Annotated in this window: 18 protein-coding genes and 2 pseudogenes; 6 read left to right on the top strand and 14 right to left on the bottom strand. The window is 61.7% G+C overall.

What is annotated here, in order from left to right; genetic code table 11:
* A pseudogene (locus BOO71_RS28180) lies at positions 1-306 on the top strand (IS4 family transposase); the annotation flags it as partial.
* 363 nt (positions 307-669) lie between these two features.
* Here BOO71_RS28180 and BOO71_RS26055 read toward each other — a convergent pair.
* The 6 genes from BOO71_RS26055 to BOO71_RS26030 form a co-directional block, all read right to left on the bottom strand.
* Positions 670-1,086, bottom strand: a complete 417-nt coding sequence (locus BOO71_RS26055) for a helix-turn-helix domain-containing protein (RefSeq protein WP_075837119.1) — start codon at positions 1,084-1,086, stop codon at positions 670-672.
* A 1-nt stretch (position 1,087) separates the two neighbouring features.
* The gene (locus tag BOO71_RS26050) at positions 1,088-1,369 is read right to left on the bottom strand and encodes a type II toxin-antitoxin system HigB family toxin (RefSeq protein WP_075837118.1); all 282 of its coding nucleotides are present in this window, start codon (positions 1,367-1,369) and stop codon (positions 1,088-1,090) included.
* 355 nt (positions 1,370-1,724) lie between these two features.
* Entirely contained in the window at positions 1,725-2,663 is a 939-nt protein-coding gene (locus BOO71_RS26045) for a tyrosine-type recombinase/integrase (protein WP_075837117.1), read from the bottom strand.
* On the bottom strand, positions 2,663-3,052 hold the full coding sequence (locus tag BOO71_RS26040; RefSeq protein ID WP_075837116.1) for a hypothetical protein: 390 nt from the start codon (positions 3,050-3,052) through the stop codon (positions 2,663-2,665). Before BOO71_RS26040 ends, BOO71_RS26045 begins: the two co-directional genes overlap by 1 nt.
* Entirely contained in the window at positions 3,049-3,516 is a 468-nt protein-coding gene (locus tag BOO71_RS26035) for a hypothetical protein (RefSeq protein ID WP_075837115.1), read from the bottom strand. Before BOO71_RS26035 ends, BOO71_RS26040 begins: the two co-directional genes overlap by 4 nt.
* Positions 3,516-3,860, bottom strand: a complete 345-nt coding sequence (locus tag BOO71_RS26030; RefSeq protein WP_075837114.1) for a hypothetical protein — start codon at positions 3,858-3,860, stop codon at positions 3,516-3,518. The genes BOO71_RS26035 and BOO71_RS26030 overlap by 1 nt, the downstream gene beginning before the upstream one ends.
* 413 nt (positions 3,861-4,273) lie before the next feature.
* Here BOO71_RS26030 and mazE point away from each other — a divergent pair, with 413 nt between their 5' ends.
* Together mazE and BOO71_RS28175 are read left to right on the top strand one after the other, a co-directional pair.
* The gene (mazE, locus tag BOO71_RS26025; RefSeq protein WP_217694957.1) at positions 4,274-4,504 is read left to right on the top strand and encodes a type II toxin-antitoxin system MazE family antitoxin; all 231 of its coding nucleotides are present in this window, start codon (positions 4,274-4,276) and stop codon (positions 4,502-4,504) included.
* Entirely contained in the window at positions 4,501-4,920 is a 420-nt protein-coding gene (locus BOO71_RS28175) for a type II toxin-antitoxin system VapC family toxin (protein ID WP_175607547.1), read from the top strand. The genes mazE and BOO71_RS28175 overlap by 4 nt, the downstream gene beginning before the upstream one ends.
* Before the next feature lie 28 nt (positions 4,921-4,948).
* Here BOO71_RS28175 and BOO71_RS29260 read toward each other — a convergent pair.
* A pseudogene (locus BOO71_RS29260) lies at positions 4,949-5,518 on the bottom strand (IS3 family transposase); the annotation flags it as partial.
* A 191-nt stretch (positions 5,519-5,709) separates the two neighbouring features.
* Here BOO71_RS29260 and BOO71_RS26005 point away from each other — a divergent pair.
* The 3 genes from BOO71_RS26005 (at position 5,710) to BOO71_RS25995 (ending at position 7,040) form a co-directional block, all read left to right on the top strand.
* Positions 5,710-5,946 (top strand): antitoxin, encoded by a 237-nt coding sequence (locus tag BOO71_RS26005; protein WP_075837111.1) that lies wholly within the window; start codon positions 5,710-5,712, stop codon positions 5,944-5,946.
* A complete protein-coding gene (vapC, locus tag BOO71_RS26000) occupies positions 5,943-6,356 on the top strand; it encodes a type II toxin-antitoxin system tRNA(fMet)-specific endonuclease VapC (RefSeq protein ID WP_217694956.1) in 414 nt (137 codons plus the stop codon). The genes BOO71_RS26005 and vapC overlap by 4 nt, the downstream gene beginning before the upstream one ends.
* Before the next feature lie 285 nt (positions 6,357-6,641).
* Positions 6,642-7,040, top strand: a complete 399-nt coding sequence (locus BOO71_RS25995) for a hypothetical protein (protein ID WP_139323221.1) — start codon at positions 6,642-6,644, stop codon at positions 7,038-7,040.
* A 93-nt stretch (positions 7,041-7,133) separates the two neighbouring features.
* On the opposite strand, the gene BOO71_RS27470 is transcribed toward BOO71_RS25995, so the two are convergent.
* The 7 genes from BOO71_RS27470 to BOO71_RS25965 form a co-directional block, all read right to left on the bottom strand.
* The gene (locus tag BOO71_RS27470) at positions 7,134-7,349 is read right to left on the bottom strand and encodes a hypothetical protein (protein ID WP_139323220.1); all 216 of its coding nucleotides are present in this window, start codon (positions 7,347-7,349) and stop codon (positions 7,134-7,136) included.
* The gene (locus BOO71_RS25990; RefSeq protein ID WP_075837109.1) at positions 7,346-7,759 is read right to left on the bottom strand and encodes a hypothetical protein; all 414 of its coding nucleotides are present in this window, start codon (positions 7,757-7,759) and stop codon (positions 7,346-7,348) included. The genes BOO71_RS27470 and BOO71_RS25990 overlap by 4 nt, the downstream gene beginning before the upstream one ends.
* 30 nt (positions 7,760-7,789) lie before the next feature.
* A complete protein-coding gene (locus BOO71_RS25985) occupies positions 7,790-8,881 on the bottom strand; it encodes a toprim domain-containing protein (RefSeq protein WP_075837108.1) in 1,092 nt (363 codons plus the stop codon).
* Positions 8,882-9,139, bottom strand: coding sequence for a hypothetical protein (locus BOO71_RS25980; protein WP_075837107.1), 258 nt, complete (start codon positions 9,137-9,139; stop codon positions 8,882-8,884).
* Positions 9,140-9,191: 52 nt separating this feature from the next.
* Entirely contained in the window at positions 9,192-10,835 is a 1,644-nt protein-coding gene (locus BOO71_RS25975) for a vWA domain-containing protein (RefSeq protein WP_075837106.1), read from the bottom strand.
* A 336-nt stretch (positions 10,836-11,171) separates the two neighbouring features.
* Entirely contained in the window at positions 11,172-11,432 is a 261-nt protein-coding gene (locus BOO71_RS25970; RefSeq protein ID WP_139323219.1) for a hypothetical protein, read from the bottom strand.
* A 50-nt stretch (positions 11,433-11,482) separates the two neighbouring features.
* Positions 11,483-12,040 carry a ParA family protein gene (locus BOO71_RS25965; RefSeq protein WP_075837104.1) on the bottom strand — a complete coding sequence of 186 codons (558 nt, stop codon included), beginning with the start codon at positions 12,038-12,040 and terminating at the stop codon, positions 11,483-11,485.
* Positions 12,041-12,301: the final 261 nt, after the last annotated feature.

Genomic DNA, 12,301 nt, shown 5'->3' with positions numbered 1-12,301 from the left:
GCGATGGAGTTTCCGTTCCGGGACGGCAAGCAGTTCGCGGGCCTGGGTGATTGCCAGTCCCGTCAGGCTCAGGCGCTGCACTTCCACTGGAATATGGCGCTGCATAGCGTTTCTGTAGCCAGAGCCAGTCAGTTGATGAACCAGCGGGCTGGCCCGCTGGTCTTCAGCATGGAAGACGAAAAACGCCGTGCCTATAACGAATTTTTCGCTGATCGAATTTTATCTCTGTTGCCTGGCGATCTGACTTGCGAAAAATTCGCCCCACAGATCGCCGACCTGCTGCTCCTGGGGGTCAAGGCTGCTTGAAACCTTCCGGACTACTGTCATACGGATTCCGCTTAATTACCGTATAGAGGCCACCAGTGGAACAGGATGTGCTGGGTGAAGAGATCGGGTTGTCGGCGGCACTGTGGCGAACAATGATGGTTGAATAGAATTTAGCGATGCTCCAGTCTGCGCTTTTTATTCGGAGTCCGTATCAGACCTGCGCCGTCACGAAAAACTGAGCGACTGGGCAGTAAGAACAGAAACTCTGGCGTGCCAGCAGGACATTGAGCTAAAGATTTGACGTGCTGATGAGCGGAACGCTGTGGCGTTGACGGCGACTTTCAGTCGCACTTTGAACCCCTATACTTTCAGTGCAGGGTTCTTCAGTTCGGATTTCCAGGCTCACAGAAACGCGGCGGGACTGACGCCGAAGAATGCGCCGAGCGCGCGAGCATGCTCCGCCGTAAACGTTCGTTTGCCGCTGGCGAGCTTGCTGATCTGGGCCTGGTCAATGCCCGTGGCTGCCGCCACCTGCTGCTGGGTCACGCCGCGTTCTTTCATCAACAGCCGCAATTCCATATCCGGCGCGGCGGGGGGGATGGGGTAATGCTCAGCCTCATAAGCCATGACGCGTTCCATCAGCGTATTCGCCAGTTCTGCAAGCGGGTGATGCGCGGTGTCACCGATCTCCTGGTCAAGAGATTTCAGAAAGGCGGTGGCACTGATCAGGCCCGCTTCACTGGTGATGGGCATGAAGGCTTCAGGGGCCAGGGCCTGAAGGTGCTGAAACGTGCTGGAAAGTTCAGAGAAATTGGTCACTTCAGGGCCTCCACTGGTCATACGCCCGGTGGGTCAGAATCGCTTCAACGAGAAAACGCTGACCTGGGAAGTTGGGAAAGATGATTAATCGGTATTTGTTGCCGCCGATGTTGAAGACGATGTACCCGGCCACCCAGTCGGCGCTGCCATATTCGGCGCGGACCTCAGCAAAGCTGCCGTAGCTGGCTTTTTGAACGTGGCGCAACCATTCGCGCAGCGGCTCTTCGGCTTCCGGGCACTCGGCCCAGAAGGCGGCGAGGGTGCGGGGGGCGATCACGTTCACAAGCTTATTATGTCACATGGTCCTAAATATGTCAAGCGGTCATATAGGGAGAGATGCATGGTATAGCAGGTATGGGAGATCACTTCTGACTGCTCTGTGTCCCTTCCAGCCCGATTGCTCCTCAAGCGCGTCAGTGGTGTCGTTCCTCATTCGGTCAGTGGCAACCGAATTGCACTGATCAATTTCTCCGATGTCATGAGCGAAAGGGTGAGCATCGCCGCCCTCCACACGTTGAGAATGCCGGAGACCAGAAATGCTCCTGGCGCGGCGCTCCCGCTCCTTCACAGTGAATTCCACCTGATTCACCACCATGACAGGCATTCTATTATAAAAATATATAAATACAGGAATATTTTTATATAATATCCGGCAGGCTGGCCGCTGCCGCCGCCAATCGTTCTGGCTCCAGGTGGGCATAGATGCGGGTGGTGGCGATGCTCTCGTGGCCCAGAATCTCCTGCACCTCCTCCAACCTGCGGCCCGCCTTCACCAGCGCCGTGGCGTGCGAGTGGCGGAGTTTGTGCGGCGTGCATTTCTCAGGGGCCAATCCTGCCCGCTCGCCGGCGGCCTTGACCACCCGCTCGATGCTGCGCGCCGTGACCGCCTGCCCTGCCTTCTGGCCCCGCAGATGGCAAAAGACAATGGTGCTGTTAGCGATATAGAGCTGCCGAAAGGCCAGCCACTCTTTCAACACCCGCTGGGCAGTGGGGGAGAGGAAGATGGTGCGCTCCTTGTTCCCCTTGCCGATCACCCGGATTTTGTGAGGCGTCCCGTCAAAGTCGTCCTCCACCTGGTCCACGGTCAGGCTCAGCGCCTCCGCGATCCGGCAACCGGTCCCGTACAGAAACCCGATGACCGCCTTGTTGCGCTTCACCTGTTCCGGGCTTGCGCCGTCCACACTGGCCAGCAGGCGTGAGACCTCGTCGGGGGTCAGGTACTGGGGCTGGCGGCTGGGCAGCTTGACCCGCTTGATTCCGGTGGGACCGGGGTGCATGGTCAGGCCCTCCACGTCGCTGAGATAGCCCCACAGCTTGCGCCAACTGGCCAGCAGGCGGCGGTTTCGCGCTGGCTCCGGCTCCTGCTGATCAACATAGGCCCGGAGGTCACGGGTCTGCACGTCGCTCCAGCTCGTGAGCTGGGGGCGGTACTCGGAGAGCCAGTTGGCCAGCCGGGAACAATCGGCCCCGTACTGCCGGATGGTCCCTGGACTCAGGCCCTCTTCCCGCTTGAGGTAGCCCGCAAACCCTTTCAAGACATCGGTCAGCATCGAGGGGGTGTCATGGGTGGAAGCCATCAGTGAACCGTCCCTGCTGCTGATTGCTTGTCTCTCTCCAACTCGCCGTACTGGGGTCCCTCACGGCGCAGCTCCTCAACGGTGGCTGTCCACGAGTCCGGCACCTCGAAGGGCGGGGCGTGCTTCAGCCCTTGCCACTGCTGCACAGCCTCCGGTCTGCCATAACACTCCAGAGGAAAATCCTGGGCCACCATCGCCAAAATCGCTCCCAGCGCGTCGCGGTTCTCGGCGTCGGCGCTGCACGCTGCCCTGGAAGCGTCACCGCTCAGCAGATGGAGTAAAAAGCCGGACAGCACACTTGAGCCGTGGTTGACGTACGGCTCCAGCAGATGCGCGGTGGTGGCTGGAATCTGGTCTTTCCAGCGGGCGGCAATCTCAAAGGGGTTCATCGCTGCTCCAACTCCAGCAGCTTGCGGAGATGTTCGGCGGTCAGTTCCAGCTCGCTTGCCAGTGAGCGCAGGCGTTCGGCCTTCACCTGTTCGTCCACATCTTTGGTCAGGAAGAGGAAGTCGTGCAAAGCACTGGCCGACCTGAACGCCCGCATCTCCTGGAAGGGCTGTGAAACCTCATCCGACTCTGCGGCGGGTGAGGTGTAGACGCTGGACCTGGTTTCCAGGGGATAGATGATCTTGCCCTGACCGTCTGTAATCCACCACTGCTTGAAGCCGTCGTCTAAGGCGCTTTGCTTGTTGTACAGATCGCATTGGCCCTTCAAGCTTTCCAGATCCTGGCTTCTTCCATAGAGGGAGCCGTCCGGCCACTCTGGCCTGGGGTTGTACCGCCTCAGCGCATACATCTTGGATTGTCCGGGGCCGTTGGCCGCGCCCTGGTCCTGGCCGATCACACTCTGCATCAGTTCACTTCCCTGTCGTGGGCGTCCTGCTGTTCCTGCCCGTAATCGGCCCAGGTCTGCGCGTCCTTGACGGTGACTTGGACACGCCCGCCCGTCCATTCTCCGTAGGTTGGCGCGTCGGCAGTGATCTCCAGCACCAGTTTCCTCTTACCGTGCTTGGCGGCCTGGTTCCACAGGCCCGCGATTTGTTCCGGGTAAATGTGGCCCCAGGTGCAACCGGGATCGACGGCGCGTTGCCGCTGCACCACTTCGGCGGCCAGGGCTTCAGCTTCTGAGCGGGTTTTGCCGCACCGCTCCAGAAGATCGGCGAGGGCTGTGGATGGAGTGTCGGGCAAGTCGGTCACGGATCAATTCTCCTTGTTTCGCTGCAACCAGAATATCATGTCTTGGTTTCATCTGTCGTAAAATCAAATTATTACGACAGAAAGGAAAGAAGGCCATTTGGCGCGTTTGACCGTGCTGAGCGGTGAAAACCAGTTGAAGGCCTACACGGTTAACACCACAATGGGCTGACTTGTCGTAAAACTCTCCACGCGTCAGAAGGGCCTTAAGCGCCTTCCGACTGGTGAAGGTGGAGTGCCGCCCCCACTGGATTCTGCCAGACCCTTCCTGTCACGCTGAAGAGTGAACTGGGGCTGGAGACTTGAACTGCGTACTCTGGCTCACCACTCCTGCCTCCTGTGTTCGGCAGGGCCACATCTGGACACGCTCTCTCCTTACGCTTAGAATAATTTGTAAGGAGGACAGCATGAAGGTCATGGCGAAACTGACCAGCAAGGGCCAGATCACTGTGCCCCGCGAGGTGCGGGAGCGGCTGGGCCTCAAACAGGGAGACGGCCTGGTCTTCGAGATCCAGGGCGACACCATCACCCTGGAGACCCCCCAGGAGGACAATCCGTTCACGGCGTTTATCGGGACGCTGCCCGCCCTGCCCACCGACGCCCGGACGTACTGGCGGGAGCAGCGGGACGGAGACGACAGCGGGTGATCCACTGTATCGACACCAACGTCTTGAGCGCCCTGCTCAGCGCCGAACCCACTGCTCAGACCATTGCCAGCACGCTCAACACCCTGCGGGCCGCCGGACCGCTGACCATACACGGCAGCGTTTACGCTGAGCTGCTGGCCGCGCCAGGCAACACACCGGGCCACCTGGACGCCTTTTTGAAGCGGGGCCAGCTTGGGGTGGACTGGGCCACCGATGAGGCGGTCTGGCAGCGGACGGGCCGGGCCCACAGCGCCTACGCCCGCAGACGCCAGAAATCCGGTGGTGGGCGGCCCCGGCGCATCCTGGCCGACTTCCTGATCGGCGCACACGCCCTGTCCCTGGGGGCCACTCTGGTGACGCTCGACGACACCCATTACCAGAGTGCCTATCCGGGCCTGCCGCTGGTCGTCCCGTAACCCACTCCTTTCTACCGTCCCCCAAACTCGAATGCAGGCGTTCTCGGTTGTACAGTTCCCCGATGAACCGATCCAAATGCTGTCGGGCGTCGTCCAGATCAAGATAATCCTGCACATTGACCTCCTCCGTTTTCAGGGTTTTGTAGAAGCTTTCCATTCGGGCGTTGTCATAGGGATTGCCCCTCCTGGACATGCTCGGAGTCATGCCCATGGACCGCAAGCGGTCCACATACATCCGACTCGCGTATTGAGCACCCTGGTCCGAATGGTGGACCAGCCCCGCTGCTGGACGACGCGCTTTCAGCGCGTTATCGAGGGCCGCCAGGGGCAAAGCAGCGCCCATGAACCTCGACAAAGACCATCCCACCACTTCACGGGTAAAGCTGTCCAGTACGCACGCCAGATACACAAAGCCCTGCTTCACGCGAATGTATGTGAGATCGGCCTGCCAGACCTGACCAGGTCTGGTCGGAATGACGTGTGGCAGCAGATTAGCGAACCTTGACTGGTTGTGGGTAGAGTCCGTCGTGGTCTGAAAGCGCCGCCTGGTTCTGCACAGCAGCCGACGTTCCCGCATGACTCGCAAGACGCGTTTGTGATTCGCCGGACTGGACCGCCCCCGTGCGCCGCGCCTGCGCGCCCCGCCGCCGGGCCTCGGGGGTCAGATTCTCCGGCGTGCCCAGTTTGACCCCTCTCGCTTTGGCCGCCGTCAACGCGACGTTGAAGGAGTTATATAACAGTAGGAGAGGTGGGTTCGTATATACTTCCACGTAGATACGGAGGTTCACCATGACCAGAGCCAAAGTGTTTCAAAGCGGCAACTCCCAGGCCGTCCGCCTCCCCCGCGACATGCGGCTCGACGTCAGCGAAGTCGAAATCATCCGCCACGGTGATGTACTGATCCTCAGACCCCTGCGCAAGGACGCCACCCTTGCTGGGGCTTTTGACGCCTTGACCGCCATCGGCGACGACTTCCTCCCAGAAGGCCGCCAGCAGGGGGACACCCAGGAGCGCGAAGCATTTTGACCCCGCCCCTGCGCTACCTGCTCGACACCAACATCTGCATCTTCATCATCAAGAACAGACCGGCAGCCGTCCGGGAACGGTTTGACCGTCTGCGGCCCGGCGAGGTGGGGCTGAGCGCCGTGACCGAGGCTGAGCTGCTGCACGGGGTCTACAAAAGCGCGCGGGTGGACCACAACCTCGCCGCCGTAATCGACTTCGCCTCACAACTGGTGGTGGTCCCCTTCGATTCGCAGGTCACAGACGCGTATGGACGCATCCGGGCGGGACTGAAGCAGATCGGGCAACCCATCGGCCCATTGGATTTTCAGATCGCAGCCACAGCGGTGGCCCACGGCCTGATCCTGGTGACCAACAATACCCGCGAGTTCATGCGGGTGCCGGACCTGAAACTTGAAGACTGGACACAATGAGAGCGTTTGATCCTGGAATTCAGAAGGGCCAGTCGAAGCTCAGTCCGCTGCCCTTCGGGATATTTTTCAAAGGCTGGACAGGACCCTGGGCGTTTCTTGATGGGCGGGACGAACGTCATGCTCCTGTGACAACGCGCGGGCTAGATTGGCTTCAACAGCAAGACCTGCCCGAGTGAAGGCAGGAAGACCGCCCCACCGAGTGTGGGGCTTTTTTATTCTCTACCCCCACCGGGGGCAAATCCACTGCTCCAGCTAAGACCAAGCCCGATCCATTAGATTTAGAGCGTGAGAAATCTAACTTTTTTGGGCCTGCCTCTCCTGTTGGCCGCCTGTGGTACGGCCACACTTCCTGCAAATGACACGACGCCAACGCTTGAAGCGCAGAAGGTCAGTCAGGTTGAGGCGCAGCAGGTTCGCGCTTACGGGAAGGCCTGCGCCACCGCGACACTGATCAAGTTGATCGAAAACGCGGCCAACGATTACGGGTTCATTCCTGCGGGAGCCACCTGCACCAACGAATTTCTTGGTTTCGACGCGCTGCCCGCATCGAAATACGTCCGTAACACGCGCCTTGCCGCCAGCGCTGACCGGACTGCTGTCATTGTGTCTGTTCGCAGCAAATCCCGCACGCTCTTCATGACCACGATGGATACCGACGGCAACATCGTTTCTCAGACGCCCTGATCAGAGCGCACACTGCTACGGCGATGCCGCCCCTTGCCAGGGCACGTCAGAGGGAGCCAGGGCATGGCCAGCTCAGCCCCGATGAGCAGAACTTTAGAGGTACTTGTGAAGAGTCTGGCGCGTGATCCCCAGCTCCTTGGCCACATCCGCCTTCTCGATCCCCCGACCCAACCAGATCTTGCCGATTTCCACCTTTTCCGGCGTCACCACGCCTGGTTCCCCCGGCGGCATGGGCGGCAACTCCAGCGTTCTTGGATTGACATCCTCAAGATGCAGATCGAATCCCGCAAAGGTGTCGCTCCACTTCAAACCCCTGGCAGATCGCCCACGGCAAAGCGCAGGGGCAGATCCGTCAGGCCGTGCTGGGCCAGGCTGCGCGCCGCTGCCTCACTGTGGGCCTCGGCCATCAAGTCGTCCGGCTGACCCCAGACGGTGACGCGCACCAACCCACGCAGGGTGCGGCGGTTCGGGTAGACAAACTCGCGCACACCGTTTTCCTCTCGGCGCAGGCTGACCCGCCAGGCAGTCACGATCTCGGTCTCCTGAAGACAATTGAGCATCTCGACGCCAGTTTCGTTCACCCGCGCGCAACTCGCCGGGCCGTACCAGACCTTCTGACCCGGATACAGGCTTTGCAGTGCGGCCACCGCCGCCTCAGCCACCCGCGCCTTGTAACACGCAGCCACGGGGCCTTCCTTGAGGGTCTGGATCAGGTACATCCCTCTAAAGACCATCAATGGGGATGCTTGTCAAGTGGGGCAGCGGCGCAGCGGCCAGTCCACGTCCGACTCGGCTCCCAGCGCCCGGATCATCCGCTTTGCCGCGCGTGATTCGATCTGGGCCGGGAAACGTACTGGCACGGGACTGCTAAACGCCCTGGCTCCAATCACGCCCCGCAGCGCTTTCGGCCCCGCCGTCCCCAGCACGTCACAAAAGTCCTGGCCGTCAAGCGGGGGGATCACGCGAACGCGTGGCGAGCCACAGGCATGGGCCAGATCAAAGAGCCTGGCCCGCAACGCCTCGCCTGGGGCGTCGCCGTCGCCGTAAATCCAAACCTCGCGCCCGAGTTCCTCCAGAAACGGCCAGGTGTCCGCGCCGCCCAGCCCCTGCACGTCCCAGCCCTCCCCCAGTGCTTTTAAAGCGGCGGCAGCGTTGAGTTCGCCTTCCACCAGCAAAACGCGGGCCGCGTGGCCATAACCGGGACTGCACCACGCCGGAGCGCCGCCCCCAGCACAGGCTTTCCAGTAGCGCCTCCTTTCCGTGAGGCTGCGCCGCTTGAGGTTGAAGACCCGCCCGCATGGCCCGCGCAGCACAAAGGCCAGGGTGCTGCCCAGCGCATAGGCCTGCAAGGGGCCAGGGGGCCACAGACCGCGCCGTGAGAGTTCTTCGGCCTGAGGCGAGCCATCGGTCACGGCGCGTAGCTTCCGGGTCACGCTCAGGAGTTCGCACTCCCCCACCGGGCGCACCCGTGAGAGCGCCTCCTGGGCGAGGAGGAGCACATCAGTTGGGGCCGCTTCTTCCCTGCCCCCGTCCCAGCCGCCTGGCGTGCCCGTCCACTCCATCAGGGTGCGCCGGGCCTCAGCGGGGCCTTGCCCCAGACTGAGCAGCAGGTGGTAGGCGTTGCCCCCGCCCGCCTCGCCGCCCCGGCGCTTCCACAGCCACACACCCGCGCGGTTCTTCCAGACGCTGAAACTGGGATGAAGCTCAGCATGTTCGGGGCGTGGATCGCAAATGGTGCCGCCTCCCCGGCCCAGCCCACGCGCGGCGCTCTCCCCACAAGTATGCGCGATCAATGCCGGAAGGTCACAGGTCTCCACGGCCCGGCTCAGGCCCCCATGCATTTAAACCTGATAACTGGCGTAGCCGCGAATCGGCGTCCAGTTGACGTTTTCTTCGGTGGTCTCCACCGTCCAGCCCGCTCCCTTGGCGGCCTCCAGATAGGTTCCGGCGTCAAGGTCTTCTTCCAGGTACACGGTGTCGCCGCGCACGTATGAGTAACCCGTAATGCGCGCTTCGATACCCAGCGCCCTTAGATCAGTGCGCGGAACGGCCAGCCAGGCGTGGCCGGGGTCATTTGTCCAGATCAGATTTTTGTGCATGACTGCGCCCTGGCCGGGGTGTCTCCCCGGCCAGGATTGCCCCACTCCTCTCTTATCTCCACAAGCGCGCCTGCCAGGCCCGCAAAAAGGCGATGACATGATTCGTGAGCTGCGCCGGATCATCCATCTGCACGCACACCCCAAAAGCCCGCTCGTAGGCAGGCCGGGCCACGTCCGTCCCCAGCAAGATCGGCACCACAGCGCCGCTGTGGGCCGCTTTGAGTGTCCCGCACGCGGCGTAGTCGCCCGCGCTGAGCTGACCGTCGGTGATGATCAGCGTCACGCTCTGGCCGCTCAGCTCTGGCGTCCACAACGCCCTGAGCGCTGGGGAGAGGCAGGTGTCGCCGCGCACGTTCAAGGCGGCCACCGCGTTCAGAGCATTTTGCGGGCGGGCTGAAGGCTCTACCAGGCTCTGCACCCGCTCATCAAAGGCCACCGCCAGGACGGCTATGCCCGCCATCTGGGCCGCTTGGACCACCGTGAACGCCATGCGGCGGGCCTGCGTTATTCGCCCGCCCTGAACCATGCTGGCGCTGATGTCTACCGCCAGTCTCAGGTGGGTCTCGCCCGGACTTCCCCCGCCCATCCGGCGGTCAAAGGGCCGCTCGCTTCCGGCCACGTAGCGGTCATAGCGAAAACGCCCCCGGTCACGACTGGGCCGAACGGAGTCGGGATCGCAGGGGACGCGCAGCGCCGCCGCCAGCCGCCGGGCGTCGCCCAAAGTCTGAACTTTCAGCGCTTCACTCTGCGCCGTGGGTGGCTGCTCTGGAGTGGGCCGCTGCGGCGCGTCCTGACCCCCGGAGCCTGGGCCGAACCGGGTGCGCTCTCCCTCACCTTCATCCCTTGCGGCCCCGTCATCCGTCCGTGTGCCGCTTTCGTCCTCCCCATCCTCCTGCTCCTGCTGACCCGCTGCCGGCTGCCCGCGCTTTCCTTGCTGCCCTGCTCCGTCACCCTCTGCGCCATCCTGCCGGGTTTTTCCCCTCTCCTCTCCCCCGTTCAGCATCAGCGCCTCGCCGTCGCAAAAGTCGCTCAGCTCTGGCCGCTGCTCTTCGTGATCCCGCCCGGTGAGCGCCAGGATGCGGCGTGCGGAGAGCACCACGTCGTCGTAGTGCGGCGCTGTCCAGGCGACTTCGAGTATTTCCTTCACTTGCGGCCACAGGTGTGCGTCGGGACCGTCCGGCTTATACGCCCAGACTGGATGGTTCCAGGTGAAGCGCCAGAGCAAGCAGCCGCCAATCACATCCCCCCCGGCCCCCTGGCGGTCAATCCAGTGCGCCGCGTCAGCGTCACCTGCCATCGTCAGCAGCGGGGCGAGTTTGGGGAAATCCTGCACCATCAGCCGCTCCATGCGCTCGTCCTCGATGATGTTGACGAGCTGGCCGAGCAGTCCCGGCGGCAGCGAATCGGTGTCAGTAAACTGGGTGTGTCCGGCCTCGTGGGCGATCAGGCTTTCGAGATAGGCGAGCTGAAACCCACGCTCTCCCCCGGCGGGCAGATGCCGCACGCCGCTCAGGTACTTCGCAGGCGGCAAGGGGCGCTGCGGATTGCAGACCACCACCTTATTCTGCATATCAACGTAGGCCGTCGCCTCAGCCACGCTCAGCCGGAACTGGTAGCCGGGCCGCCACGAGTAGTACCGCCACGCCCGCCAGGCCCAGGCCCGAATCCCCTCATCCTGCCACCACAGTTTTTGCATGCTGGCGTGCTGGCCTCTCCCATCTGGGAGGGGCCAGGGGTAAGCATTCTTTCTTTCTCCCATACCTGCCGAGCAGCGGTGCCCCCACATGGCTTATGCTGCCAGGAAGCATTCTTTCTTTCTAGCTTTCTCCCATACAGACCGGCTAGCGGCACTCCAGTCTGGCCTATGTTGGAAGGAAGTATTCTTTCTTTCTTTCTCCCGTGTCCACCGAGCGGCGGCGCTCCCACATGGCTCACGCTGCCAGGAAGCATTCTTTCTTTCTATCTTTCTCCCAGACTGATCGGGCGGCGGCACCCCCGTCTGGCCTATGCTGGCAGGAAGTATTCTTTCTTTCTAACTTTCTTGCTGCTGCAGATACCCGTCCAGCGCCTGCGTAACCACATCTTGAATCTTGTGACTATTCTGCGCGGCATAGATTTTGAGGCGGCGTTGCAGGCTGCGTGGCAAGCGGGTATTGAAGGACTCCAGAGTGTCTGTCTCAGCGTGGCCTGCTGGCGGGGGGGTGGTCCCCTCCACAGTCTCCTTGACGGGTTGATTCGGGTCCTGCTGGATTTCTTCAACTTCAGGTGCAGCGCCCTCGTCCTGCGAATCCATTCGCTGTTTCATGGCCGCCCCGATACTCAGACCTTTCTTTTTGCCCCCAATCATTTCAGCACCTGCGCCAGCGCCGCGTGATATTCGCTCAGGTCTTCAGGCAACGTGCCAAAAGCCCGCTCGTATTTCACAAGATGGGGAATGATGCCGAAGACAGGCAGCTCCTCTTCCTCCAGCGCCGTCTGCATTTCGCGCCCTAGACCACCGCGTGCCTGCGTGAGCAGGATGCCCCACGGTCCGGCGAAGCCGGAGGCTGCCAGCGCATCGAGCGTGGGAATCAGGCGATCCGCTTCCAGTGCGTTGCACTTGGCAACTACAATCACGCGCCCGGCGATCCGCGCCGCATCTCCCAGGGCACGCGGATCGTTGGGCGGCGTGTCAATGACCACCCAGCCGTGCCGCATGGCCTGGGCGCTCTTGCCTTCGGGGTAGACCGGAAAGGGCAAGTTGCCCGCCGCCCGCGCCCATGCCCCGGCGCTGCCTTCAGGGTCTTTGTCGAGAACAGCCACGTCGCGGCCCTGCTCCTGGAGAAGGGCCGCTGTATAGATCGCTGTTACCGTTTTTCCCACGCCACCTTTGCGGGACAGCACCGAAATCACTTCTGCCATGCAGTAAGTTTACAAGAAAGATTGAAAGAAAGATAGATTCCAATGAAGATTGATAGAAAGACGCCACCGCCGTGTCGATGTGAGCGCTACGGTAAAACCTGGAATATCTGTTCTGGACGGTAAGAAACACCTTTTCAGTTCGTGGCCTATGTGCAGACAGAGGCGCGTGGTGGAGATGAGAAGAGGGAGAGGTTTCTGCATTGCGACTGTATACCAAGAAAGATTGAAAGAAAGATATCTTTCATATGGGATCGTCTGCCT

This window comes from Deinococcus marmoris, assembly GCF_001949125.1.
GTDB lineage: Bacteria > Deinococcota > Deinococci > Deinococcales > Deinococcaceae > Deinococcus > Deinococcus marmoris_A.
Note: the sequence above shows the minus strand (reverse complement) of the source record. Positions and strands in the feature narration are given on the sequence as shown.